Raw genomic sequence first — 26,021 nt, 5'->3', positions numbered from 1 at the left:
TCTTTGTCATGATAATCAGTCATATTATATCATAAGACTGATAAGAAAATTGCGCTCCCAGACCTTGGTTTAAAGCTACAAAAACGTCAGGCTAAGTTGAAACTTAGTCTGACGTTTGCGTTTAATCTTTTTTATTAGCTGTACCAAATAATTTTTTATAAATGTCTTTGGGTTTTTTATTGGGATTGATTTGATTGAGATCTAAGACATTATCAAATCCTGGTAAAACACCTTGTGAGGTATACTGATGAAGATCGTAGTCAATGTCCGTGATTGGGGCTGCTTCGTAGTAACCTGAGTCAGAACCATAGGTAGGTAGCCAGACAGAATCAAACTTATCCACCGAGATCTCTTGCTCCAACATAAAATAAGGACCAATATAAATCCCAATGTTTTTAGCACCGAGATCCTTGAGCTCGTCTCTAAAGGCCTCAACCCCTTTATTCATATCTGACATGGTCTCTTCTTCCACATCGATCCAATAGTAGGTAGGCTTGTAAGGAGACGCCTTCTCGTAGAAAATACGGGCTTCCTCACGCATCTCTTTTTCAGAACTTCCAAGGGCATAACTGTAAACAGCTACAGGAACATCTCGTTTTTGGAATTCTTCAATATGTGTCTTAAAGGATTTATCGATACCTGTAGAATGGGCAGCATTACTATCTTTAGTAATCTGTGAACCTCCAAATACACGAACAATAGCACCAGAAATATTTTTGGAAAGAATATCATAATCTATTTGTTCGGGAAGCTGCCAACCTGAGACATCGATGATAGGCATTAAACTGTCGTCATCATTAGAACTTGTCGAAGATGATGCCGTCTGATTCATAGAGGTACTAGCCTGGGGAATGTTATTTTTTGCAGCTGCCAAACTGTGATTTTCAGATGAAATTTCCATTACAGCAAGGCAACTGATAAACAAACCAATTAGGGTCAGAAAGACATAAACGACAAGAGGTTTTAATCTTCTTCTCATTATCCTTATTGTAGCGTAATTATTGCCAAAAATCAAAGTACTAGATTTTTTCAAAAAATATATTGAAAAACTAAGACTACGGTTATATCCTAGACAGGTGTCGAGCATCTTCCACTTACAAAAAGAATGGAATACTTGGATAAAAAAGCAGAAAAATGCCTAACTTTCTGATAAAATAGGGTACAGGAAACTTTAAGTGAGGGAAAACGATGACCGGCTTCAAGCTGATTGCAACAGATATGGATGGAACTTTTTTAAGAGAGGACAGCAGCTATGATCGTGAAAGACTAGCTAAGCTCCTACCTAAGTTCAAAGAAAAAGGACTTCTTTTCACCGTTGCTAGCGGACGTTCCATGTTAGCACTCAAAGAGATTTTCAAAGGATTTGAGGATAGCATCGCCTTTGTTGCTGAAAATGGTTCCTATGTTCAGTACCAAGATCAGATCCTCTTTGAAGCTAAGATGGCTCCCTCCCTCTATCGTCGGCTAGCCCAGACACTAGAAGACTTGCCAAATATGAATGGTTATATGTTCTCTGGCTTAAAAGGAGCCTACGTTTTAGAAGGCGCCAGTCAGTCTTATATGGATCATATGTCCCTCTACTATGAAAATATTCAAAAGATTGCTAGTCTAGATGATATCGATGATGACATCTTGAAACTGACTGTAGATTTTACAGAAGATACTGTCAGGGAGCGTGAGGAGTGGATTACACAAGAGTTCCAAGGACTGACAGCTCTGACCACAGGCTTTGTTTCTATGGATATTATTCTAGACCATGTGGACAAATCTGTTGGTCTTAAGGGGATGTGCCAGCATCTAGGAATAGAATCCAGTCAGATTTTGGCCTTTGGTGATAATATGAATGATTATCAGATGATGCAGCTAGCTGGTAAGGCTATCGCAACAGCAAATGCTAGAGACGAGATCAAGGCTATCAGCCATGAAATCATTGGTCATTGCAACGACCAGGCAGTGCTCACCTATATGGAAAGTTTGGTGAGTTAGATGTCAGACATACGCCTTATTGCCCTGGATTTAGATGGGACTTTGTTCAACGCAGAAAAAGAGGTCACAGCTGCCAATCGTCAGGCTATCTTAGAGGCAAAGAAAAAAGATGTGAAGGTCGTGATTACTACAGGTCGCCCTTTAGCAGCTATTGGAAATCTACTAGACCATCTTGGTCTACTTAGTGATGATGCCTATAGTATTACCTTTAATGGTGGTCTGGTACAGAAAAATACCGGTCAAGTACTATCCAAGAAATGCTTGAGCTTAGATGAGATCCAACAAATTCAGTCTATACTTGAGCCTCTTGCCTTGCCCGTAGATATCTTGAGTGACGATCTGGTCTACAGCCTAGCCAGTCAAGGCAAGCATTCTAACTATCCTCAAGCTAATCCCTTGCTATCCTTTAGAGAGATTCTGAGTTTAGATCAGCTGCCGATAGATAGAGATTATAATAAAATTGTCACGGTCTGCGATCAAGACTATCTAGATCAACGACTAGATCAACTTCCAAAGCATCTCTACCAACAGTTTGATGCCTTCAAGTCCAGAGAGATTATCTTTGAAATCATGCCCAAGGGTGTAAATAAGGCTGCTGGACTCGAAATACTGTGTCAGCGACTGGGAATCTCCAGGCAGCAAGTGATGGCCTTAGGAGACGAAGCCAATGATGTCAGTATGCTCAAGTGAGCAGGTCTGGGTTTAGCTATGGCTAATGCCACCCCCTTAGCTCAAGCTGCTGCAGATATTGTGATAAAGTATTCAAATGAGAATTCAGGCGTCGCTCGAGCGATCAGCCAGTATGTATTATAAATTTTAAGGAGAAGATTATTATGGGTTTATTTGATAGATTATTTGGTGGGAAGAAAGAAAATCAAACATCAAGCAGTGAGGAAATACAGCAGTCACTATCTGAGTCTCTGTCGCAGTCACCTGAAAGGTCTCAGGCAGCAACTTCATCTGCCCTTGACACTTCAGAAATTGACTCCCTATCAGAACTGCTAGATAGTCAGGAAGCATCACAGTCAATGAGCCATTCAGAAGTACCGTTTGTAGATCCAGAGTGGGTAGATAAGGTCTTGGACTCTAATAACTTTATGGCAGATTACAATGCGGTGAAAGCCTCACTCGCTGAGGAGACAGGTCTGATTTCAGAAGAAGAAAAGAGATCAGAAACTGACCAGGCAGTATCCTCAGAGGAAAGTAGCCAGTCCCAAGATTGGCCTGCTTCAGAAGAAGCTCCCAGTAATCACAAGGAAGCTGATATAGAGAACCAAATAGAAGCGGCAAATGACACTCCTGCACAGTCAGATGATTATCACGAAACAGAGCAAGAAAAATACCAACGGACACTCAAAAAAACTCGCAAAGGCTTTGGTGCTCGTCTAAATGCTTTCTTCGCTAATTTCCGCAATGTAGATGAGCAATTTTTTGAGGATCTTGAAGAGCTCCTGATCTTATCTGATGTTGGCGTACAGGTAGCAACAAACCTAGCAGAAGAGCTTAAACATGAAGTTAAGTTAGAAAATGTGAAGAAATCGGAAGATGTTCGTCGTGTTGTCCTTGAAAAACTAGTCGACATCTATGAAAAAGATGGCCAATACAATGAGCGTATCAATTTTCAAGATGACTTGACGATTATGCTCTTTGTTGGAGTCAATGGTGTGGGTAAGACAACATCGATTGGAAAATTGGCTCATAAATATAAGGCTCAAGGTAAAAAAGTTATGCTGGTAGCCGCTGATACCTTTCGTGCGGGGGCAGTTGCCCAGTTGGTAGAGTGGGGTCAGCGAGTAGATGTCCCAGTTATTACTGGCGGCGAGAAGGCAGATGCTGCCAGTGTTGTCTTTGACGGTGTTGAAAAAGCAGTCCAAGAGGGTGTTGATATTCTGATGATTGACACAGCGGGTCGCTTGCAAAATAAAGACAATCTTATGGCAGAGTTGGAAAAAATTGGACGCATTATCAAGCGTGTCGTTCCAGAGGCCCCACATGAAACGCTTCTCGCCTTAGATGCTTCGACTGGTCAAAATGCGCTCAGTCAAGCCAAGGAATTTTCAAAGATTACCCCTCTGACAGGTATTGTTTTGACAAAACTAGACGGTACAGCCAAGGGTGGTATTGTCCTAGCTATCCGTCAAGAATTAGATATTCCAGTGAAGTACATCGGTTTTGGTGAAAAAATTGATGATATCGGTGAGTTCCATTCATCTGATTTTATGCAAGGCCTCCTAGATGGTCTCCTCTAAGCAGAGATGATAAATTAGTAGTGGTATACTATTTATTTAAATCCATAAGAAAAGCCTGTCAAAAAGACAGGCTTTTCTTATATCGGCTCATTTATGTGGAGAATAAAATGAGCGTCAATGAAGTAGTAGTTATTAGGATGTAATATTAGTGGGACGCTAGAAAACTTATAAGGTCAAATTAGGAAAGAATAATTACATTGGAAAAGAATGAAAGTTATCTAGACTTGCAACAACTAACCTTACATCTGGAATAATTGTATCTTAATATTAAAAAAAGCAAAGAGGAATATCCTCAAATGCTATTTTTTTATCATAAAATGTTTTTAATGATTTTATGAAGAAGCTAAAAGGTACGATAAACATAAGGATTGTCTGGCTTAGGGACAGTGTGATCTTGACTAACATTCAGAACAGGTAATGTCTGATCAAGTTCCTTATTGTATTCCAGGTGTAGTTTTCCGGTGACCTTGACCCAAGTATTATCGGGATAGTTGGATGTCAGATTACTTGTTGAAAGTCCGTAAACTCCGGAATCGGCGATGCAATGGATAATACCGAAACGAAAGAGGAATTGATGGTTTTTTTGAGAGGGATCGTCAAAGATAAAGCCAGTGTAGGTGATAGTCTTATCAACAAAGCGATCAGGATAGAGGTAGATAAGTTCCATGACTTCCATATAATTCTCAGTCGTAATAGTGATCTGATCCTGTTTAAGGTAGGGTTTTAGCTCTTTTGTCATCTCTGCCTGATAGGCTGATGAAGTAAAATAAGCAGAAGTATCTGGTTTTAAATATTGAACCGTGGTGCCATCATCACTGGTACCACGAGTAGATTCAGCTGCTAGTGGGAAATTGTAACCCTTAGCTGAGACAGTGGTGGAATCGAGACTAACTGTAGGCACCAAGATCCCAACGAGGATAGGAAAAGCCAATGCTCCGACACTTACTGCCTTAGCAAGAAAGCCATGCAGATGGCTATGAACCTTTAGTTGTTTCACCCAAATAATCAGCTGTACTATAGCTAAAACGAAGGATAAAATCATAGAGAGATAGGCTAAATAGGTATAGTGTGTATTGATATATTGACTCAGCTTACCAGTGAGATAGAGGTACATGCTGAGTTCAAAATAACCTGCTAATATTAAAAATCGTAGCATCTATAAGGCTCCTACAATCAGAGTGTAAAGTATAATGACTAGACTTGAAAGACCGACGAATTGACCAATAAATCTAGGTTTAAAAGATTTAGCCATCATCATAAGATTTTTGATATCAACCATAGGCCCTATGAGCAAGAAAGCTAAAACAGGTCCAGCGCCAAAGGTCGATAAGAGGCTAGCACCGATAAAGGCATCTGCTTCGCTACATAGTGACAAGACAAAGGCCAATAGCATCAAAACCAAGATAGCTAGGAAGGGGGAACTTCCTAAGGTCCGAAGAAAATGAGTTGGGAGGTAGATCTGCATACCAGAAGCTACCAAGCTCCCAAAGATAAGGTAACGCCCCGTATCGAAAAACTCATCAATAGCATAGACTAGAGCTTTAAAGATCTTTTGTCTTTGTGTGAGCAAACTGACATCTTCTTGTGGATGCGCCTGATAAGTCTGACTTAAAATATGCTCATCTGTAAAAAAGCCAAGCAAAATACCCAGACAGCTAGCCACCAAGAGAGCACCTACCAAGCGCAGACTTACGATATAAAAAGAATTTCCGAAGGCGGTATAAGTCGCAAAGAGCACAATAGGATTGATGATAGGAGCTGTTGCTAGAAAGGGAACAGCTGTATAGCTTGGAACCTTCTTTTCTAAAAATCTCGTCACGATAGGCACAATACCGCATTCACAAGAGGGAAAGACAAAGCCAATCAGACTACCAAAAAGGATCCTAAAAAATTTGTTCTTGGGCAGATAGCGGTTGACTAGATCAGGAGTTACATAGATATGGATACAACCAGCTAAAATCGATCCTAGTAAAACAAAAGGCAGTGCCTCAATGATGATAGACAAGAAGATGGCTAACCATTGAAGGACACTGTCTGGTAAGTGATTAAAGATACTCATTTGTCTGCTTGATCTTTCTTCTTGTCAGCTTTAGAATCTTTACCACCTTCAAAATCAGGAAAGCTAGCAAAGCCCTCTAGCATCTTTTCCAGTTGATCATTTTTCTTATACTCAATAGCCATAAATGCCTCCTTTAGTTTTCTATATTATACTATATTTCAGATTCAAATTCTTGATTTAATCATAGAGGACGGTCAATCAAGAATAATCAGGATTAAAGCCCTCATTTTTTGGGGAGTCAAATGGTAGAGTTTGAATCAAAGGGCGTTTATTGAGAAAATTTAGTTATTTTTTAAAATATTTGCCTGAGTTTGCTATAAACGGAGCTTTTTCTATGGTATAATAAAAAATGACAAAACGATTACGAGGAATCAAAAAGTAATGAATCAAAAAGAATGGATGGATCTGTTTCAGTCGGTCAATGGACGTATGCCGACCGATGAAGAAGTGCAAGCAGCACGACAAGCAGGAATCTGGGGAGGCGAAACAATCGCTGAACCTCAGATGCCACAAGCAAATGCCGCTCAATCATCTATTCCATCAGATGATAAAGCGCCGAGTGCTTTTGACAGACAACAGCCGATCAAACGTGCTACTTTTGGCGGTGTTTTTCAAGCACCATCTGCTCAAGCGACTTCTACCCCCCACTCTTATACAGTAGGCGCACACCAAAAGAAGAGTGTGACTACCGTTTCTGTGCCAACTCCCAAATATAATCGCAAGGCAAAAATCGCTAAGATATTTGCGGTAGTGTTGGTCTTTTTCTCGCTGATGTCAGCAGTAGCCGGCGGTGCAGCTTGGTGGCGTTATAGCTCAGCTGATATCACCGGAACTTGGGAATTGACCCGCTGGGACTACTACAATAGAGAGAGCAGCAAATGGATTGATGTCATTGCCAATTATCAGGATAATGATTTCACCTATGCAGACTATATCACCATTGATGACAAGGGAAACTTCCAAGAAGATTCTTACTACTATATCAATGATCATAAAGATCAGCCTTATCTTTCTTTGGGAAGCTACCTAGACGATGAGTACATCGTTAATCAATGGGATAAGTCTATTGAGATTAATAAGTCGCCGACCCTATTTAAACAGCGGGTCAGAGATACACTGGAAAAAGACTTAAGCGGTTACTATGACTATGTCAAATCCGCTGATGTTAATGAAGACATCCGTAGCCTAACAGACAATCTAAACTTCACCCGAACTTATACGGTCAAAGGGGAGACACTAACCATTTTAACCAAAGATGTCAATGATCGAACTATATCTAAGGCAGTCTATAAGCGTCTTTCAGATGATGATGCAAAAACCCTAGTAAGTACCTTTGAAGAATTCAAATCCTTGTTTGAAAAGAATTATCATATCAAATAAAAGACGAGTCTGGAGCCTAGTGGCTCCAGACTCTCACTTTATGACAGTCTTCCTATTTAACAAGTATTTTCCATGTTTGACTAGGTCCTAGTCATTCTCTTTAGGACTTACGGATAAATCAAAGTAATGAAGTTGATTGTTTAGAGAGGAATAGAAGGAGTGGTATGAAACAAGAAGAATGGATCCGTCGCTATCGTGATCTGAATGCTCAAGAGCCTAGCGCTGAGGAGATAGAGGCAGCCGTAAAAACAGGTGCTATAAGCACGTCGAGCTCAGAACAATCTCTACAAACAATAAAAAGTGATGACGAAAAGAGTGTAACCCTAAGGTCAAATTTCAAGTCCTTGAGCCAAAACAGATTTTTTCCACCAAAATCTTATACTGCCTTGTTAAAGTTTTTAGCAGTAGTCGTCTATGCTATAGTGGCTATCGCAGCTTTCGTGATTACAGGTCTTTACTGGAAATCCTACAATGATGCCAATATAGAAGGAACATGGGAGCAAACGACTTTAACTTATTATGATGCCCAAAGCGACTCGTGGAAAGATGCCTTCAAAGCAGCCAGAAATAATGACTATACTTACTTAGGCCTCCTGACAGTTGATGAGGAGAGACATTTCAATGAAACAGGGCTCTATTATGCTTTACAAGGGACCTTTGAAGACTACCCTGTGGTGACAGTTAAGAGTTATCTAACGGATTTTTATAGAGTCAATCAATGGAATAAAACAATAGAAATTGATGTATCCAGTAAAGCCTTTGAAAAAAATACTAAAAAAATTCTCAATACCAAACTGAAGAGTTACTACAAACGTGCACCTGATGTCAATCTAAAGAAGGATGTGGCTAGAGCCAAACTCCTCTACACCTATGATATTAACTACCGTATCGATGGAGATCATCTGACCATTTATACAAGAAATGCTGCAGGTAAGCTAGTGCGTAAAGCCACCTATAAACGTATTACCGGAAAGCGTTTGAGCAAGGTCAAAAAAATTCGTCAGCATATTAAATCAAAGTTTGAGCATAATTATATGATTAATCTTAAGGCAAAATAAGACGATCTAGCTCGGATAAATAACTCCTCTCTGGCTCTAGGATCCCAGTATTCCACCTTTTGTGACTAGCTAAATTGTGGTATAATAAGCGTCGATAACGCTAAGATTCATAGGACAAAACCTTGAAATATAAAGGCGATCGTCCATGTAGAATCGAAAGGAATTCACATGTCTAATAAAACATTTTATGTCACGACCCCTATTTATTACCCATCGGGGAAATTGCACATTGGTTCAGCTTACACAACGATTGCTTGTGACGTTTTAGCACGTTACAAGCGTTTGATGGGCTACGATGTTCGTTATTTGACTGGTCTTGATGAGCACGGTCAAAAGATTCAGGACAAGGCCCAAGAAGCTGGCCTAACCCCTCAAGATTATGTTGATGAAATGGCAAAGGGAGTCAAGGAGCTTTGGAAGCTCTTGGACATTTCCTATGACCAGTTTATCCGCACGACAGATACCTTCCACGAAAAGACAGTTGAGCAGATTTTTGAACAATTACTTGCTCAAGGAGATATTTATTTAGGCGAATATACAGGTTGGTACTCAGTTGCAGATGAAGAGTTCTTTACAGAAAGTCAACTATCCGAAGTCTTTCGAGATGAGCAAGGAAATATGATCGGTGGGATTGCTCCATCTGGTCACCAAGTTGAAAAGGTTTCAGAAGAGTCTTATTTCTTTCGCATGAGCAAATATGCAGACCGCTTAGTTGCCTACTATAAAGAACACCCAGAGTTTATCCAGCCAGATGGTCGGATGAATGAAATGCTCAAAAACTTTATCGAGCCGGGTTTGGAAGATTTAGCAGTATCCCGGACAACCTTCACTTGGGGAGTCAAGGTTCCTTCTAATCCTAAACATGTTGTCTATGTTTGGATCGATGCACTTTCTAACTATATTACAGCTTTAGGTTATGGTCAGGAAAACCATACCGACTTTGACAAATTCTGGCACAATGATGAGGATCATGAAGTCCTCCATATGATTGGTAAGGATATTCTACGTTTCCACTCGATTTACTGGCCAATTATGCTGATGGCACTTGACCTGCCCCTACCAACTCGCTTAGTCGCCCATGGCTGGTTTGTCATGCAAGATGGTAAAATGTCTAAATCCAAGGGCAATGTAGTTTATCCAGAGATGCTGGTTGAGCGATTTGGTCTGGATCCTTTGCGCTACTACCTGATGCGCTCCCTACCTGTGGGGTCAGATGGGACCTTTACTCCAGAGGATTATCTTGGTCGTATCAACTATGAGTTGGCTAATGACCTGGGCAACTTGCTCAATCGTACCATTGCTATGATTAACAAGTACTTTGATGGTCAGGTGCCTGCCTATGTGGAAAACGTTACGGATTTTGATGCTGACTTGGCCAAGGTAGTCGCAAAAAACCTCTCAGACTATCATAAACAAATGGAAGCTGTTGATTTCCCACGGGCCTTAGATGCTGTATGGACCATCATCTCTCGAACCAATAAGTACATTGATGAAACAGCTCCATGGACCCTAGCAAAAGAAGAGGCTGATAAAGAAAAACTGGCCTCAGTCATGGCGCATTTGGCAGCAAGCCTACGGGTGGTCGCTCACTTATTGCAGCCTTTTATGATGCAGACCTCAACAGCTATCATGGAGCAGCTAGGACTCGGTCAAAACTTCCAAATGCAAGACCTTAAGCTATCAGGCTTCCCGGACAATACGCAAGTTGTTGCTAAAGGAACCCCGATCTTCCCCCGCCTTGATATGGATGAAGAGATCGCTTATATTAAAGAGCAAATGGCATCCAATCAACCACAAGTCGAAAAAGAGTGGATTCCTGAGGAGGTTGAGCTGAAATCAAGCAAGGCCGATATCAAATTTGACACCTTTGATGCTGCTGAAATTCGTGTCGCAGAAGTCAAGGAAGTCAAAAAAGTGCCAGGTTCTGATAAGCTTCTTTGCTTCCGCCTAGATGCTGGTGATGGAGAAGATCGTCAGATCCTATCGGGGATTGCTAAATTTTACCCTAATGAGCAAGCACTAGTTGGTAAGAAACTTCAAATTGTCGCCAACCTAAAACCACGTAAAATGATGAGGAAATACATTAGTCAAGGAATGATTCTCTCAGCTGAACACGATGGCAAACTGACCGTTCTAACGGTGGATCCATCTATTCCAAATGGCTCTATCATCGGATAATATTCAAAAAGAGAGTGGGACAGAAATCAATAATTCGAAGTATTTGATTTCGTTGTCTCACCTCCGCACAGTTGGTTAGGATAGCCGCTATCACTTGCATGGCAAGGGATAAGGATATCCAACCAACCACTGCGCCTAGCAAATAAAATTGACCAAATAAATAAGGCTGAGAACTTTTGTCTCAGTCTCTTTTGAATTTTAAAACGTTCACTTGACCAACAGCATAATACCGCAGATACAAAACAAAAGGGAAATAGAGATATTAAGGCTCAGGCAGATGAAATTACCAGTGCTAATCCTAGGATAGTGGATGAGTGCACTAAACCCCATTCGTCTAGGTAGTAAAAGAGAGACAGTAGATAGCACTATACAAGCAGGTGCAGTAAAAACACAGAACCATAGCCAAACTAAACTGATGGCTGACAAAAATGAAAACCAATAAGATGGATTAGACGACCTGAAGTTTAAGGCAAAAGCAAGGAGTAAAATAAAGGCCATAAAAGCATTAAAAGCAGTGAGTCCAAAACTGATAAATGCTAACATCTTAGGACTTTTTAGTAATAGCAGACTAGGACGATAGGTATTCATGAGAAGCATAACCTCTTATATTAACTGAATAATAGTAGAGTTATTGGAGTGATAAGAAAAAGCGAAATAGAATTAAGAATGATCAGAATAATATTTGAAATCTCGGTAAAAAGATTAGTTGGTTGTCCGAGTGTTTTAGTCCTTCGATAAACGTTGAGGCTTATAATAGATAAAATCAAACTATTAACTATAGCTACAAAGCTCAGAATAAAAACAACATAGAAAGTTAAAAGTAAAGGTGCAATCTCAGCAAGTGCAAACAAGATAGTAATGATTGGGAAGATCTCGGATATCTCGTCTGGTGGATGCTCATGTACAGGAAATGTATCAAGATAGAAAACTGCTATAATGGTAAGCAAGATCGGGCTGAGAAAAGATAACCAGGCAATAGAGGTCAGAATATTAGCAATAGGAAAAGATTTCGGAACAGATGTAGATGAGCCTGGGTAGATAGGTTTAGAAATCGAAGGAGTCATACGCATATATAGCTCTCCTTTAGGAAGATTAATATTAATATAGGAATGTATACAGGATTTTACCTTAGTGTAACAGACTACAATCTGGGAGTCAACAAAAATTAACAAAAACTTAAAAAATAAACATCCTAAGGCTGGAAAAAATCAGCGCCTAACAGCGAGAGCTCTAAAATGGTCGACCTAATTCCGATGATAAAGAAATCACCAAAGAATACGCACCAAAACCTGACGATGCCTTGACATCATGTTAAAATAAGAAAAAAGATATGGAGGTGTTCCGATGCATTTAGCTTTATTAGGGACAGGCATGATTGTAAAAGAGGTTTTACCCGTACTAGAAACAGTTGATGGTATTGTATTAGAGGCAATCTTATCAACTCCCCGATCAATAGAGACGGCAGAACAGCTAGCTGAGCGCTACAGCATCCCACAAGCAACCAGTGATTACCAGGAGGTTTTAGTCAATAAAGCTGTGGATACAATCTACATCGCAACCCCTAATCACACCCACTATGACTATGCTAAAGAAGCCCTAAAAGCAGGTAAGCACGTGATCTGTGAAAAGCCTTTTACCATGACTAGCCGAGAGTTAGAGGAATTAACAGAAATCGCCAAAGCCCAAGGATGTTTTTTATTTGAAGCTATCACCAACCAATACCTAGATAATTTTTATGTCATGAAAGAGCATTTAGATGATATTGGAGATATAAAGATTGTAACCTGCAATTATTCCCAGTATTCTTCACGCTATGACGCCTTTAAAAGAGGAGAGATCGCACCTGTTTTTAATCCAGAAATGGGCGGTGGAGCCCTGCGTGACCTCAATATCTACAATATCCACCTTTTGGTCGGTCTCTTTGGGAAATCCCAATCAGTCAATTACTTAGCCAATGTAGAGCGTGGTATTGACACTTCGGGCGTATTGCTAATGGACTTTAAGGACTTTAAGGCAGTCAGTGTCGGTGCTAAAGATTCTTCGGCAGAAATCCGCTCAACTATCCAAGGAACCAAGGGATCTATAACCCTGCTGGGACCAAGTAATAGCATGCCAGAAGTTTACCTAACGCTAAATGGTCAACCCGCTCAGAATTTGACAATTAAAGATTCACATCATCGTATGTACCAAGAGTTCGTCGCTTTTCAGAAGATGATGGCGCAAAACGATCACATAGCAGCAACTAAGGCACTGGATCACAGTCGTCAAGTTATGGCAGTACTGGATCAAGCTGTGACTAATTTCTAAAGAAAAAAGTGGAGGGGAGTCAACCGGTAGTGGTTAGCACCTCATACACTGTACATGAGTAAGACTCTTGGCAACTAGAAAGTCATACTCCCCACCGCTGCGCCATTCTGGTAAATCCAGAAGCAATACAAACAAGTCCTAACTTTTGTCCCAGACGCTTTTCCCTAGCTGATTTATGACAGATGACCTAGGAAAACCCCCGAAAATGTGATAGACTATTAGCGATTATAAGAGTAAAAAAGTGTGCCCAAGCCCACTTTTTTGAAAGGAAATTCAACTATGTCAAACTATGCTATTATTCTAGCAGCAGGTAAGGGAACACGTATGAAATCTGATTTACCCAAGGTCCTGCATAAGGTTGCAGGGATTAGCATGCTAGAGCATGTCTTTCGCAGTGTTTCAGCGATTTCACCAGAAAAAACAGTGACAGTTGTTGGTCACAAGGCCGATAAGGTTCAAGAAGTCTTGGAGGGGCAATCTGCCTTTGCACTGCAAACTGAGCAGCTAGGAACTGGACACGCAGTGATGATGGCTGAAAAGCATCTTGCTGGCTTAGAAGGACATACCTTGGTTATCGCTGGTGATACTCCTTTAATCACAGGAGATAGCCTAAAAGAGCTGATCCAGTTTCATATCAATCACAAAAATGTAGCGACTATTTTAACAGCGACCGCACAGGATCCTTACGGCTATGGTCGGATTATCCGAAATAAAAATGGTGAGGTCACCAAGATTGTTGAGCAAAAGGATGCTTCAGAGTTTGAGCAGCAGGTCAAGGAAATCAATACAGGAACCTATCTATTTGACAACAAGCGCCTGTTTGAAGCCCTTAAAGATATCAATACAGACAATGCCCAAGGTGAGTACTATCTAACCGATGTGATTGCTATTTTTCGTGAAAATGGAGAGAAAGTCGGAGCCTTTACTCTGGAAGATTTCAATGAAAGCCTCGGCGTCAATGACCGTGTCGCTCTTGAAACAGCTGAGCGTGTGATGCGCCAGCGCATCAACCACAATCACATGGTCAACGGGGTCACTTTCCAAGATGCAGAACGCACCTACATAGATGTAGATGTCCAGATAGAGCCAGATGTCCTCATTGAAGCCAATGTCACCCTAAAAGGCAATACTAAGATTGCCAGCCAAGTTGTACTAACCAATGGAACTCAGATTATCGACTCTGTCATTGCTAAAGGGACTGTCATTACTAATTCTGTAATAGAATCTTCTATTATTGAAAACGATGTTACCATCGGGCCCTATGCCCATCTACGCCCAGACTCCCACATTGACGCAGGTGTTCATATTGGAAACTTCGTCGAGGTTAAGGCGTCCCATCTCCAATCAGGTGTCAAGGCAGGCCACCTCACTTATATTGGTAATGCAGAGGTTGGTCAAGGGACAAATTTTGGTGCGGGAACTATTATTGCTAATTATGATGGTAAGCATAAATTCCAAACCAAAGTGGGAAATCATGTCTTTATTGGCAGCAACTCGACGCTGATTGCCCCTCTTGAAATTGGGGATGGTGCTTTGACAGCAGCTGGTTCAGTTGTTTATGAAGATGTTCCGACAGACAGCATTGCGATTGCCCGTGGCCGTCAGGTCAATAAAGAAGGCTATGCTCAAGACAAACCCCATCATCCTTCTCAGCATTAAGGAGTAGATTCAATGGATTTTGAAGAGAAGACCCTCTCAAGACAAACAATTTTTGAAGGACAAGTGATTACAGTCGCCAAGGATCAAGTCAGCCTACCAGATGGACAAACCTCCTACCGAGAATTAGTCTTTCACAAGGGAGCCGTAGCTGTTTTAGCCTTAACACCTGAAAATAAGGTGATTATGGTCAAACAGTATCGCAAGGCTATTGAAAACATCTCGCTTGAAATACCTGCAGGTAAGTTGGAAAACGGTGAGGCAGGTTACGAAGATCAGGCTGCTCTGCGTGAGCTGGAAGAGGAAACTGGTTATACAGCAGGAAAACTTGAAAAATTATACGATTTTTATACCGCTATTGGTTTCAGCAATGAACGTATAAGGCTTTATTTGGCCAAGGATCTGATGAAAGTGGAGAACCCGCGTCCCAAAGATGAGGATGAATTCATAGAGCTTCTGGCCTTGAGTCCTGATGACTGTCTGAGAATGATAGACAAAGGAGAAGTGGTGGATGCTAAGACCCTAATAGCCTTGCAGTATCTAGCTTTGCACCCAGAAATCTTAAGATAAAGGAGTTGTCATGGCAAAACCATTACTAACCGATGAGATTATTGAGAATGCCAAGCGCAATCAAGCCTTGGAGTCTGACGATAGTTATTCTCAAGATACACAGATCTATCTGGACATGGATGATATTGTCTATGAAAAAGGTTACACCTATAAAAGTCGTCGCATTGAGAATGCTAAGCGAAATGCTTTTCAATCCAAGCTCAATAAGATTTTACTCATTGTTATTGTCTTATTGGCTCTATTGATTTTTGCTATATTTACTTGGTAAAATCGCCCCACTAATAAAGAAAATGAGGGATCTATGAAGTTTGGAATTATTGCTGCCATGGAGCAGGAACTCAGATCATTGGTTGCTGCCTTAGAAAATAAGTCACAAGAAGTAGTGCTGGGACATACCTATTATAGTGGAAACCTTGGTCAGCATGAGCTAGTCCTAGTGCAATCGGGTGTCGGCAAGGTTATGTCAGCTATGTCAGTAGCTATTTTGGTAGATCATTTCCAGGTGGATGCTCTGATTAATACCGGATCCGCAGGAGCCGTAGCACCAGATATCGCAATTGGTGATGTGGTTATTGCTGATCGATTAGCTTATCATGATGTAGATTTGACAGCATTCGGCTATGATTATGGACAAATGTCTATGCAGCCTCTGTATTTTGTAAGTGACCCTAATCTGGTTGCTGGTTTCAAATCTATGCTAGAGAAGCATCACCTAACTAGTCACCTGGGCCTGATTACCACGAGTGATAGTTTCATTGCAGACCAAGGAAAAATTAATCAGATCAAGAAGTATTTCCCTGATGCTTTAGCCGTAGAGATGGAAGGCGCTGCAGTCGCTCAAGCTGCAAAAGCTGCAGATAAACCTTTTATCGTTATTAGAGCCATGAGTGATACAGCTGAGCAAGATGCAAACCTTACCTTTGAAGAGTTTATTATCGAGGCAGGCAAACGCTCAGCCCAAGTACTCATTGACTTTATGGAGAGGTATAAGGGGGCGGTTTAAGGGAAGTCATCTTTAGAAGAGCGAATCCAAGTCTGGATTCGCTTTTTATACCTCAAGAGTCAATATCTAAGAAAAAGTGGAAAATCAACCCACTTCTAGAAATTTTATGATATAATACTTTCTGAATAATTCTGCCCTTGTGCCCTTATTGCACAGTTTAGCAGTCTATTATAGGAAAAAAGAACAGAAAGTTAGAGAGGTCGAGTGAATGGCTAGGAATGGCTTTTTTACAGGATTAGATATAGGAACAAGCTCGATTAAAGTATTGGTGGCCGAATGGGTTGATGGCCAAATGAATGTCATTGGGGTTAGTAATGTCCCAAGTTCAGGTGTTAAAGATGGCATTATTGTAGATATCGAAGCTGCGGCCAATTCTATCAAAGAAGCTGTGGAGCAAGCAGAGGAAAAGGCTGGCATTAATATCGATAAGGTCAATGTCGGTCTTCCAGCTAATCTCTTACAGATCGAGCCAACGCAAGGTATGATTCCAGTCATTACGGAATCAAAAGAAATTAAGGACGAAGATATCGAGCGTGTTGTTCAGTCAGCTTTGACGAAGAGTATCACGCCAGAGCGTGAAGTAATTTCCTTGGTTCCTGAGGAATTTATCGTTGATGGATTCCAAGGCATTCGTGATCCTCGAGGCATGATGGGGATCAGACTTGAGATGCGTGGCTTGATCTATACAGGGCCAAGTACAATCCTTCATAATCTACGTACAACTGTAGATCGTGCTGGTATCAATGTTGAAACCATCATCATCACCCCTCTATCGCTTTCCAAGTCAGTTTTGAATGAGGGTGAACGTGAGTTTGGTGCGACAGTTATTGACATGGGTGGTGGTCAAACGACAGTTTCTTCCATGCGTGCCCAAGAACTACAATACACCAATGTTTACGCAGAAGGTGGAGACTTTGTCACAAAAGACATTTCAAAAGTGCTGCAGACATCTATTCAAACAGCAGAAGCTCTCAAATTTAATTTTGGAACAGCTGATTTGGCAGAGGCTAGTGAAACTGAAACAATGCCTGTTGAATGTGTAGGTAGTGATGAGCCGGTAGAAATTTCTGAGCATTATTTGGCTGAAATTATTTCAGCACGTGTTCGTCACATTTTTGATCGTGTCAAACAGGATCTCGATCGTGGACGCCTGCTAGATTTACCCGGAGGAATTGTTTTAGTTGGCGGTGCAGCCATGTTACCTGGAGTTGTTGAGCTAGCTCAAGAAGTCTTTGGAACTCAAGTGAAATTACATATTCCAACCCAGGTTGGTATTCGAAATCCTATGTTCGCCAATGTGATTAGTCTAGTTGAATTCGTTGGTGTTATGAGTGAAGTTGATATTATTGCGCAGGGTGCTGTTCTTGGTGAAGAACTCTTACGTCGTAAACCGGTGGTGCCAGTTGCACCAGTTTCTGGTCCGCAAGTGGCTCCTGCTCAGCCAGCGGTTGCACCAGCTCAACAGCAACCAGTAGCCCCATCAACTGACTTTACAATTCCAGAGCCGATCCAAGAATCAGCTCCAAAACCACAGCAAGAAAGTAAGCCAAAAGCTAAAATGGGCGACCGTGTTCGTGGCATCTTTAGCGGTATGTTTGATTAATTTGAAGTGAGGATCTAAAATGGCATTTTCATTTGATACAGCATCAGTACAAGGTGCGGTCATTAAAGTTATCGGTGTCGGTGGTGGCGGCGGAAACGCTATTAACCGCATGATTGAAGAGGGTGTTTCAGGGGTTGAATTTATCGCTGCTAACACAGATATTCAAGCCCTAAGTTCATCAAAAGCTGAAACGGTCATTCAATTAGGACCTAAGTTGACACGTGGACTAGGTGCTGGAGGTCAACCTGAGGTTGGTCGTAAAGCTGCAGAAGAAAGTGAAGAAGTTCTCGCTGAAGCTTTACAAGGCGCTGACATGGTCTTTATTACTGCCGGAATGGGTGGAGGCTCTGGTACTGGTGCTGCCCCAGTTATTGCACGTATTGCTAAGGGCATCGGTGCACTGACGGTGGCTGTAGTGACTCGACCGTTTGGTTTCGAAGGAAACAAACGTGGAAATTTTGCCATCGAAGGAATCAACGAACTTCGTGAGCAAGTAGATACTTTGCTAATTATTTCAAACAATAACCTTCTGGAAATTGTTGATAAAAAGACACCGTTACTTGAAGCTCTGAGTGAAGCTGATAATGTTCTTCGCCAAGGTGTTCAAGGGATTACGGACTTAATTACGAGCCCAGGCTTGATTAACCTTGACTTTGCCGATGTTAAAACAGTCATGGCTAATAAAGGGAACGCTCTTATGGGAATTGGTATTGGTACCGGCGAAGAGCGCATCATTGAAGCAGCTCGAAAAGCGATTTACTCACCACTGCTTGAGACAACTATTGATGGTGCTGAAGATGTCATCGTCAATGTTACAGGTGGTATGGATATGACTTTGACAGAAGCAGAAGAAGCCTCAGAAATTGTTGGGCAGGCAGCAGGTCAAGGTGTCAATATCTGGCTTGGGACATCAATTGATGATTCTATGAAGGATGAAATTCGCGTAACTGTTGTGGCAACAGGGGTTCGCCAAGAAAAAGCTGAACAAGTATCTGGTTTTGCTAAGCCATCATCTTACCGTCAAGCACCGGTTGCTCAAAATGATATGAATGGGCAAGCAGTGGCTCCAGAACGTCGAGGGGCAGGCTTTGATTTTGATATGGCTGAGCATCGTGACATGCCACAAGCTCCAGCTCGTCCTCAGCAGCCTCAGCAATCTGCTTTTGGAGATTGGGATTTACGTCGTGATACAATAGCACGCCCAACGGAAAATCAATTGGACAGCCAATTAGATGTCACCTCATTTTCACCGTCTGAAGTTAACACAGGCGATGATGAGTTAGAAACACCGCCATTCTTTAAAAATCGTTAATCATGGATTTGTTTAAAAATAAAACTCAAGTTTTTGAGTCGGTGGCACAGGCAGCCCGTCAGGCTGATAGAGATCCATCAGAGATTTCTATTATTGCTGTCACTAAATATGTAGACGCCTCCGTTGCTCAACAGCTAGTAGATCAAGGAATTAAGCATATCGGCGAAAATCGTGTCGATATGTTTCTTGATAAGTACGCAGCTCTCAAAGACCATCATCTAACTTGGCACTTGATTGGTACACTTCAAAGACGCAAGGTTAAAGATGTCATCAACTATGTGGACTATTTCCATGCTTTAGATTCAGTGAAATTGGCTCAAGAAATACAAAAAAGAGCAGATCACTCGATTAAGTGTTTCTTACAAGTCAATATATCAGGAGAAGAGAGTAAGCACGGGTTTAGAGTAGATGAGATAGATTCCGCTATTGAAGCCCTCGCTGCATACGACAAGATTAAGATTGTTGGCCTAATGACAATGGCTCCTTTAGATGCTAGTGACGAAGAGCTGGAGTCTATTTTTAGACAGACAAACGAATTACGACAAGTACTTGCGGAGAGAAAGATAAAGAATATGCCTTTCGATGATTTGAGTATGGGGATGAGTAGAGATTTTGCTGCTGCTATCCAAAATGGATCAACCTTCGTTCGAATTGGAACTTCATTCTTTAAAAACTAGGAGAGAATTATGGCTTTAAAAGATAGATTTGAAAGAATCGTTTCCTACTTTGATACGGATGATGCCAGCGAAGTAGTTGAAACACCAGAGGCAGAGGGAGCAAGAGAGATTCAACCTCAATCTGTATCTTCTTCCTTGCAACAACCTCAGCAAGAGGATCAGCGTCAATCACTAAGAACTACAGCTTCTCAGCCCCAACGTCTTCAAAGAGAGCGAGCTGCTGTGCCTATTTCGGTAGAACGTCCACAGCCCGTCTCTCAGCAGGACCGCCAGTTACAGGAGGAAAAGATTAAAACTATGTCATCACGTTCTAATGATGTCTCAGTGCCATCTGCTAATGGCACTACAATTGCTCTAAAATTTCCACGAAAATACGAGGATGCTCAAGAGATAGTTGACCTGCTTATCAATAATGAATGCGTACTGATTGATTTCCAATATATGCTTGAAGCTCAAGCCCGCCGTTGTCTTGATTTCATTGACGGAGCTAGTCGAGTCCTTTATGGGAATCTTCAAAAAGTTGGATCATCCATGTATTTGTTAACACCAAAAGATGTTGTTGTTAACATGGAAGAAATGAATCTATCAAATGCAAACCAAGATGTTTCATTTGATTACGATATGAAACGTAGATAAGACCAGTGACATTAATAGTTTTAGTGGGCCATTTGTTGATAAGAATCATTAGTTTTGCCCTTATTATAAACGCATTGCTATCATGGATTCCAGAAGCTAGGTCATCAAAAATCGGTCAGAGCCTTGAAGAATTTCTAGCCCCTTTATTGAATCCTGTTAGGAAACTGGGTTTAGAATTTGGAGGTTTAGATTTTTCAGTAGTAGCACTTTTGCTATTATTACAAATTCTTGATCGCCTCTTACAAGGACTACAGAATTTTTAATATGGCAGAACGTGATATTTATCAGCACTTCCGAAAGGAAGAAAGAACCTTCATCGATAAGATGTATGACATTGTTCATCGAGTTGAATCGACTTATAGCTATCAAGTGACCGAGTTTTTAGACCCTAGGCAAGTTCAGATTGCAAAGAGCATCTGTGCTCAAATGGGGTTAGCATGCTATGTTTCGAGTGATTTTATTGCGATGGAATATGCTAGGCTGATAGTAGCACCGGACTATTATACAGTAGACTTTGAAGATTTTGAGCTAGCACTGATTGATATTTCTTACAATGCTAAGTTTAATCATCTTACTCATTCACAAGTGATGGGCAGTCTGCTCAATCGTTTGGGAATACAACGATCAGTTTTTGGAGATATCTTGCTGCAAGATGGTCAGATACAAGTCATCATCAATCGCTCACTAGTTGACTATTTTACAACAGTGAAAAAGATTGCTAAGGCTAGTGTTTCGATCAAGGAAGTAAGTTTTAAACAGATCATTCAAAGAGAAATCACCAACGCCAAAGTAGTCAATATAGTGGCATCTAGTAGACGTCTAGATAAAGTCATTGCAGCAGTTTTCAATATTTCTCGTTCTCAGGCGACTAAATTAGTTGACCATGAAAAGGTCAAACTCAACTATGCTGTAACAACAAAATCAGCAGAAGTACTAGAATTGGGAGATTTAGTAAGTGTTAGGGGATTTGGTCGATTTGAACTGAGTCAGGACAATGGACTTTCTAAGAATAATAAGCATAAACTGATTATCAACAAATTTTCGAGAAAATGAAATCACAGCAATGTGATTGAGCTTTAAAAGATAAGAGGCTCTTTAGAGCAGTATTTTATAGGGATAATAAATAAGGAGGAATGATATGGTAGTGCCATCACGCGATATCAAACACATTACATTTCACAGAAGTTTTCGTGGTTATAGCGAACAAGAAGTTAAAGACTTTTTAAACAAGTTAGCAGATGATTTTGAAGAATTGGCTGAAAAAAATCGTGAGTTAGAATCACAAATACAAAATTACGAAGAAAAGCTAGTTTACTACGAAGAGATGAAAGAATCACTCAGTCAGTCAGTTATTCTTGCGCAAGAAACGGCTGAGAAGGTTAAGCTATCAGCTAATACTCAAGCAACAAATCTATTGAGCAAGGCTAATTATGATGCTAATCAATTAATTGACGAGGCTAAAAAACGTGCGAGTGATATCTTACGGGATACCACTGATCAAGCTAAAAGTGTTGCTATCGAGACAGAGGCTTTGAAGCGTCAAAGTCGTGTTTTCCATCAACGCTTGATGAGCACGCTTGAAGGCCAGTTGAATATGATTAACTCTCAAGAATGGAATGAGTTGCTACAACCAACAGCAGTCTATCTCCAAAATTCTGACGAAGCCTTCCGTGAAGTGGTTGAGCAAGTGCTAGACGAACCGGCTGAATCAAATGGGATTATTGATGAATCACATTTAGCTGCGGAACCTGATGTCGCTGGTGATGCTACGCGTCAATTCACGGGTGCAGAGATGGATGAGCTTCACCGACGTGTTGAAGAAAGTAGTCGTATTTTAGAAGAAACCCAACGGATTGATCTAGGTGAAATAACTGCTGCTCTAGACGCTGCTGAGAATGGGATGCAAGATGTCGAGGCAGTTCAAGCACCTCAGGTTGATCTAACACCAGAACAAGAAACAGAAGAAACCAACACGGTCGTTATTGAAGATACGACTGAGCGTTCAGCAAGCGATTTAGCGGCTGGACATACGCAAACTTTTAAATTAAATATTCAAGACTAATGGAAACACGGGGACAATTCGATATTATCAGCGAGTAGGAGATGGTGTGAGTCCTACAATCTCTCGAATTGTCATCATCATTCCAGAGTTTTCTATCTGATAGGTAGGATAGAAGGTTGATTACCTTATCATCATTTAAAGGGATTAGGCGCTTAGCTTGCCTAATCTGAACTAAGGTGGTACCGCGAGCTTTCGTCCTTTATGTGATGAAGGCTTTTTATTTTTTACTCGTGGTAATCATAGTTGAAAAAATACTGTTAAGGCTTAAAAGGAGGCAACATGAAATTAAAAGAGACATTGAATCTAGGTAAGACAGCCTTTCCTATGCGGGCAGGTCTTCCCAATAAAGAACCGCAATGGCAAGCTGCTTGGCAAGAGGCAGGAGTGTATCAAAAGCGTCAGGAGTTAAATGCGCATAAACCAAGCTTTTTCCTTCATGATGGGCCTCCCTATGCTAATGGAAATATTCATGCTGGCCATGCCCTGAACAAGATTTCTAAAGATATCATCATCCGCTCTAAATCCATGATGGGCTTTCGTGCTCCCTATAATCCAGGTTGGGATACGCATGGTTTGCCAATCGAGCAAGTATTGGCTAAGAAGGGTGTTAAACGTAAAGAAATCGATCGAGCTGAATACCTCAAAATGTGTCGTGATTATGCGCTTTCTCAAGTTGATAAGCAACGTGAGGATTTCAAACGCTTGGGTGTATCGGCTGATTGGGATAATCCTTATGTCACCTTGACACCAGATTATGAAGCTGCCCAAATTCGTGTATTTGGTGCAATGGCTGATAAAGGATATATCTATCGGGGTGCTAAACCGGTCTATTGGTCTTGGTCTTCAGAATCTGCACTGGCTGAAGCAGAAATTGAATATCATGATTTGGTGTCGAATTCACTTTTTTATGCCAACAAAGTTCGAGATGGCAAGGGTGTTTTGGACAATAATACCTATATTGTTGTATGGACAACAACTCCCTTTACTGTAACAGCTTCAAGAGGATTGACAGTAGGAGCTGACTTTGTGTATGCAACTGTCGAAGTTGAAGGAGATGATCGCAAGTTTGTCTTGGCTGAAGAATTACTGCCAAACTTAGCGGAAAAATTTGGCTGGAAATCTTACAGTGTTGTAGAGCGGCACACGGGTAATGAATTAGAGTATATCACGACAGATCACCCTTGGGATACTGCTGTAGAAGAAGTCGTTATGCTAGGTGAGCATGTCACCCTTGATTCCGGAACAGGTATTGTCCACACAGCACCAGGATTTGGTGAGGATGACTATAATGTTGGACTCAAATACAACCTGGAAATTTCTGTAACAGTCGATGGACGTGGTATCATGACGCAGGAAGCTGGGCCAGATTTCCAAGGACAGTTCTACGATAAAGTTCTTCCAACGGTTGTTGAAAAATTGGGAGACCTGCTTCTAGCTCAAGAAGAAATTTCTCATTCTTACCCATTTGACTGGCGGACTAAAAAGCCAATTATATGGCGAGCTGTTCCACAGTGGTTTGCTTCAGTTTCAAAATTCCGCCAAGAGATCTTAGATGAAATTGATAAGACAACCTTCTCACCATCTTGGGGAAAAACACGTCTCTACAATATGATCCGTGATCGAGGTGACTGGGTTATTTCTCGTCAGAGAGCTTGGGGAGTACCGCTGCCTATCTTTTATGCTGAAGATGGGACTGCCATCATGTCCAAGGATGTAACAGATCATGTAGCTGATTTATTTGAGAAACATGGATCCGTGATCTGGTGGGATTGGGAAGCCAAGGATCTCCTACCAGAAGGCTATAGCCATCCAGGTTCACCCAATGGTGAATTTACCAAAGAAACAGATATCATGGACGTCTGGTTTGACTCAGGTTCTTCATGGAATGGCGTCATGAATCAGCGTGAAGACCTAGGTTATCCTGCAGATCTCTACTTAGAAGGATCTGATCAGTACCGTGGATGGTTCAATTCTTCCTTGATTACTTCTGTTGCAGTCAATGGGCATGCTCCTTACAAAGCCGTCTTGTCCCAAGGATTCGTTTTGGATGGTAAGGGAGAAAAGATGTCTAAATCACTTGGAAATACAATTCTTCCTAGTGATATTGAAAAGCAGTTTGGTGCCGAAATCTTACGTCTATGGGTATCAACTGTTGATACTAGCAATGATGTCCGTATCTCCATGGATATCCTGAAACAGACATCCGAAAGCTATCGTAAAATCCGTAATACCTTGCGCTTCTTGATGGCCAATACTTCAGACTTTACAAAGTCAGATGCAGTAGCCTACGAGGATCTTCGACCTGTTGACCAATACATGACAATCAAGTTCAATAATTTGGTCGCAACTATACGAGAGGCTTACAATCAATACGATTTCATGGCTGTTTATAAGGCAGTCAACAACTTCTTAACGGTTGATTTATCAGCTTTCTACTTAGATTTTGCGAAAGATGTGGTTTACATTGAAGCAGCCGATAGCCTAGTCCGCCGTCAAATGCAGACTGTTTTCTATGATATTCTTGTGAAGATCACTAAGCTCTTGACCCCAATCCTTCCGCATACGGCAGAGGAGATCTGGTCTTATCTGGATCAAGAGGATGAAGAATTTGTCCAGCTAGCTGAAATGCCAGAAGTAGAAAACTTTGCTGGTCAAGAGCAGATTCTTGAAACTTGGGAAGCCTTTATGACTCTGCGGACACAAGCTCAAAAAGCTTTGGAAGAAGCCCGTAATGCTAAAGTTATTGGTAAGTCTTTAGAAGCTCATTTAACCATCTATGCAGATGCACAGATAAAAGCTCTCCTAGATAGTCTAAAGAGTGACATTGCCCAGTTATTGATTGTCTCACAATTAACAATTAGTGAAGAAAATGCTCCAGAATCAGTAGTAACCTTCGATGGAGTAGCCTTTGGAGTAGAGCATGCGTCAGGTGATGTCTGTGATCGCTGCCGCCGCAACGATCAGACAACGAAAGAACGTAGCTACCATGCAACAGTTTGTGACCACTGTGCAGAGATTATTGAGAATAATTTCCCAGAAGCCCTTGCTCAAGGTTTTGAAGTGACTGATAAATAGCCAATATCACTAGCCTTTCTAGGCTGATAAACCGTTTAAGTTGGGCGGTTACAATCCCAATGACAAAAAATAAATCAGCAGTGTCCCTTGTTGCTAAGCAGATTGTGCAGGAGTAAAATTAAGTCAGATTTTATCCCCTTACCTGAATCTGGTGAATTCTATATAAAACGAAAAGGCTTGGAGCTAAGCTCCAGGCCCTTTGGTTTTGTT

Annotated in this window: 23 protein-coding genes and 2 pseudogenes; 20 read left to right on the top strand and 5 right to left on the bottom strand. The window is 41.2% G+C overall.

The genetic code is table 11. The features are described from left to right. Nucleotides 1-121: 121 nt before the first annotated feature. Complete coding sequence (locus AC4HAI_RS04225) at nucleotides 122-979, bottom strand: glycoside hydrolase family 25 protein (RefSeq protein ID WP_491078763.1); 858 nt, start codon at nucleotides 977-979, stop codon at nucleotides 122-124. 209 nt (nucleotides 980-1,188) lie between these two features. Between AC4HAI_RS04225 and AC4HAI_RS04220 the strand changes: the two genes are divergently transcribed. The 3 genes and pseudogenes from AC4HAI_RS04220 (at nucleotide 1,189) to ftsY (ending at nucleotide 4,235) form a co-directional block, all read left to right on the top strand. After that, nucleotides 1,189-1,986, top strand: a complete 798-nt coding sequence (locus tag AC4HAI_RS04220) for a Cof-type HAD-IIB family hydrolase (RefSeq protein WP_491078764.1) — start codon at nucleotides 1,189-1,191, stop codon at nucleotides 1,984-1,986. Then, nucleotides 1,987-2,799: pseudogene (locus tag AC4HAI_RS04215) on the top strand (Cof-type HAD-IIB family hydrolase). A gap of 20 nt (nucleotides 2,800-2,819) precedes the next feature. Then, the gene (gene ftsY, locus AC4HAI_RS04210; RefSeq protein ID WP_491110556.1) at nucleotides 2,820-4,235 is read left to right on the top strand and encodes a signal recognition particle-docking protein FtsY; all 1,416 of its coding nucleotides are present in this window, start codon (nucleotides 2,820-2,822) and stop codon (nucleotides 4,233-4,235) included. Between the two features lie 343 nt (nucleotides 4,236-4,578). Here ftsY and AC4HAI_RS04205 read toward each other — a convergent pair whose 3' ends face one another. Genes AC4HAI_RS04205 through AC4HAI_RS04195 form a run of 3 tightly spaced genes read right to left on the bottom strand, consistent with a single transcriptional unit; the run spans nucleotide 4,579 to nucleotide 6,416 of the window. Further along, nucleotides 4,579-5,391: a TIGR03943 family putative permease subunit gene (locus tag AC4HAI_RS04205; RefSeq protein WP_491110555.1), complete on the bottom strand. Its 813-nt coding sequence runs from the start codon at nucleotides 5,389-5,391 to the stop codon at nucleotides 4,579-4,581. Continuing rightward, nucleotides 5,392-6,294 (bottom strand): permease, encoded by a 903-nt coding sequence (locus AC4HAI_RS04200; RefSeq protein WP_491110554.1) that lies wholly within the window; start codon nucleotides 6,292-6,294, stop codon nucleotides 5,392-5,394. It lies immediately after the preceding gene. Beyond that, nucleotides 6,291-6,416 carry an SPJ_0845 family protein gene (locus AC4HAI_RS04195; protein ID WP_491110553.1) on the bottom strand — a complete coding sequence of 42 codons (126 nt, stop codon included), beginning with the start codon at nucleotides 6,414-6,416 and terminating at the stop codon, nucleotides 6,291-6,293. The genes AC4HAI_RS04200 and AC4HAI_RS04195 overlap by 4 nt, the downstream gene beginning before the upstream one ends. 259 nt (nucleotides 6,417-6,675) lie before the next feature. Here AC4HAI_RS04195 and AC4HAI_RS04190 point away from each other — a divergent pair, with 259 nt between their 5' ends. The 3 genes from AC4HAI_RS04190 (at nucleotide 6,676) to metG (ending at nucleotide 10,910) form a co-directional block, all read left to right on the top strand. Beyond that, nucleotides 6,676-7,674 carry a hypothetical protein gene (locus AC4HAI_RS04190; protein ID WP_491078770.1) on the top strand — a complete coding sequence of 333 codons (999 nt, stop codon included), beginning with the start codon at nucleotides 6,676-6,678 and terminating at the stop codon, nucleotides 7,672-7,674. Between the two features lie 164 nt (nucleotides 7,675-7,838). Continuing rightward, complete coding sequence (locus AC4HAI_RS04185; RefSeq protein ID WP_491110551.1) at nucleotides 7,839-8,732, top strand: hypothetical protein; 894 nt, start codon at nucleotides 7,839-7,841, stop codon at nucleotides 8,730-8,732. A 168-nt stretch (nucleotides 8,733-8,900) separates the two neighbouring features. Beyond that, nucleotides 8,901-10,910 (top strand): methionine--tRNA ligase, encoded by a 2,010-nt coding sequence (metG, locus tag AC4HAI_RS04180; protein WP_491078772.1) that lies wholly within the window; start codon nucleotides 8,901-8,903, stop codon nucleotides 10,908-10,910. A gap of 608 nt (nucleotides 10,911-11,518) precedes the next feature. Here metG and AC4HAI_RS04175 read toward each other — a convergent pair. After that, a complete protein-coding gene (locus tag AC4HAI_RS04175) occupies nucleotides 11,519-11,980 on the bottom strand; it encodes a hypothetical protein (RefSeq protein ID WP_491110549.1) in 462 nt (153 codons plus the stop codon). 274 nt (nucleotides 11,981-12,254) lie between these two features. Here AC4HAI_RS04175 and AC4HAI_RS04170 point away from each other — a divergent pair, with 274 nt between their 5' ends. The 14 genes and pseudogenes from AC4HAI_RS04170 (at nucleotide 12,255) to ileS (ending at nucleotide 25,811) form a co-directional block, all read left to right on the top strand. Continuing rightward, complete coding sequence (locus AC4HAI_RS04170; RefSeq protein ID WP_491110548.1) at nucleotides 12,255-13,217, top strand: Gfo/Idh/MocA family protein; 963 nt, start codon at nucleotides 12,255-12,257, stop codon at nucleotides 13,215-13,217. A gap of 279 nt (nucleotides 13,218-13,496) precedes the next feature. Next, nucleotides 13,497-14,876, top strand: coding sequence for a bifunctional UDP-N-acetylglucosamine diphosphorylase/glucosamine-1-phosphate N-acetyltransferase GlmU (gene glmU, locus AC4HAI_RS04165; RefSeq protein WP_491110547.1), 1,380 nt, complete (start codon nucleotides 13,497-13,499; stop codon nucleotides 14,874-14,876). 12 nt (nucleotides 14,877-14,888) lie between these two features. Beyond that, nucleotides 14,889-15,443: an NUDIX domain-containing protein gene (locus AC4HAI_RS04160; RefSeq protein WP_491078776.1), complete on the top strand. Its 555-nt coding sequence runs from the start codon at nucleotides 14,889-14,891 to the stop codon at nucleotides 15,441-15,443. 10 nt (nucleotides 15,444-15,453) lie between these two features. After that, entirely contained in the window at nucleotides 15,454-15,711 is a 258-nt protein-coding gene (gene macP / locus AC4HAI_RS04155) for a cell wall synthase accessory phosphoprotein MacP (RefSeq protein ID WP_491078777.1), read from the top strand. Nucleotides 15,712-15,744: 33 nt separating this feature from the next. Continuing rightward, complete coding sequence (locus tag AC4HAI_RS04150; RefSeq protein ID WP_491078778.1) at nucleotides 15,745-16,446, top strand: 5'-methylthioadenosine/adenosylhomocysteine nucleosidase; 702 nt, start codon at nucleotides 15,745-15,747, stop codon at nucleotides 16,444-16,446. Nucleotides 16,447-16,654: 208 nt separating this feature from the next. Next, nucleotides 16,655-17,842: pseudogene (ftsA, locus tag AC4HAI_RS04145) on the top strand (cell division protein FtsA); the annotation flags it as partial. Then, on the top strand, nucleotides 17,840-18,049 hold the full coding sequence (locus tag AC4HAI_RS04140; protein WP_491110618.1) for a cell division protein FtsA C-terminal domain-containing protein: 210 nt from the start codon (nucleotides 17,840-17,842) through the stop codon (nucleotides 18,047-18,049). The pseudogene ftsA and the gene AC4HAI_RS04140, both read left to right, overlap by 3 nt. A 19-nt stretch (nucleotides 18,050-18,068) precedes the next feature. Continuing rightward, nucleotides 18,069-19,361: a cell division protein FtsZ gene (ftsZ, locus tag AC4HAI_RS04135; protein WP_491078779.1), complete on the top strand. Its 1,293-nt coding sequence runs from the start codon at nucleotides 18,069-18,071 to the stop codon at nucleotides 19,359-19,361. Between the two features lie 2 nt (nucleotides 19,362-19,363). Then, a complete protein-coding gene (locus tag AC4HAI_RS04130) occupies nucleotides 19,364-20,038 on the top strand; it encodes a YggS family pyridoxal phosphate-dependent enzyme (protein WP_491078780.1) in 675 nt (224 codons plus the stop codon). A gap of 9 nt (nucleotides 20,039-20,047) precedes the next feature. Then, nucleotides 20,048-20,674, top strand: coding sequence for a cell division protein SepF (locus AC4HAI_RS04125; protein WP_491078781.1), 627 nt, complete (start codon nucleotides 20,048-20,050; stop codon nucleotides 20,672-20,674). Between the two features lie 5 nt (nucleotides 20,675-20,679). Beyond that, nucleotides 20,680-20,937: a YggT family protein gene (locus AC4HAI_RS04120; protein ID WP_491110546.1), complete on the top strand. Its 258-nt coding sequence runs from the start codon at nucleotides 20,680-20,682 to the stop codon at nucleotides 20,935-20,937. A 1-nt stretch (nucleotide 20,938) separates the two neighbouring features. After that, entirely contained in the window at nucleotides 20,939-21,727 is a 789-nt protein-coding gene (locus tag AC4HAI_RS04115; protein WP_491078782.1) for a YlmH family RNA-binding protein, read from the top strand. Between the two features lie 85 nt (nucleotides 21,728-21,812). Then, entirely contained in the window at nucleotides 21,813-22,736 is a 924-nt protein-coding gene (locus AC4HAI_RS04110) for a DivIVA domain-containing protein (protein ID WP_491078783.1), read from the top strand. Nucleotides 22,737-23,015: 279 nt separating this feature from the next. Next, nucleotides 23,016-25,811: an isoleucine--tRNA ligase gene (ileS, locus tag AC4HAI_RS04105; protein ID WP_491078784.1), complete on the top strand. Its 2,796-nt coding sequence runs from the start codon at nucleotides 23,016-23,018 to the stop codon at nucleotides 25,809-25,811. The last annotated feature ends 210 nt before the right edge of the window (nucleotides 25,812-26,021 follow it).

It is taken from the genome of Streptococcus sp. ALY_208 (assembly GCF_058314295.1).
Note: the sequence above shows the minus strand (reverse complement) of the source record. Positions and strands in the feature narration are given on the sequence as shown.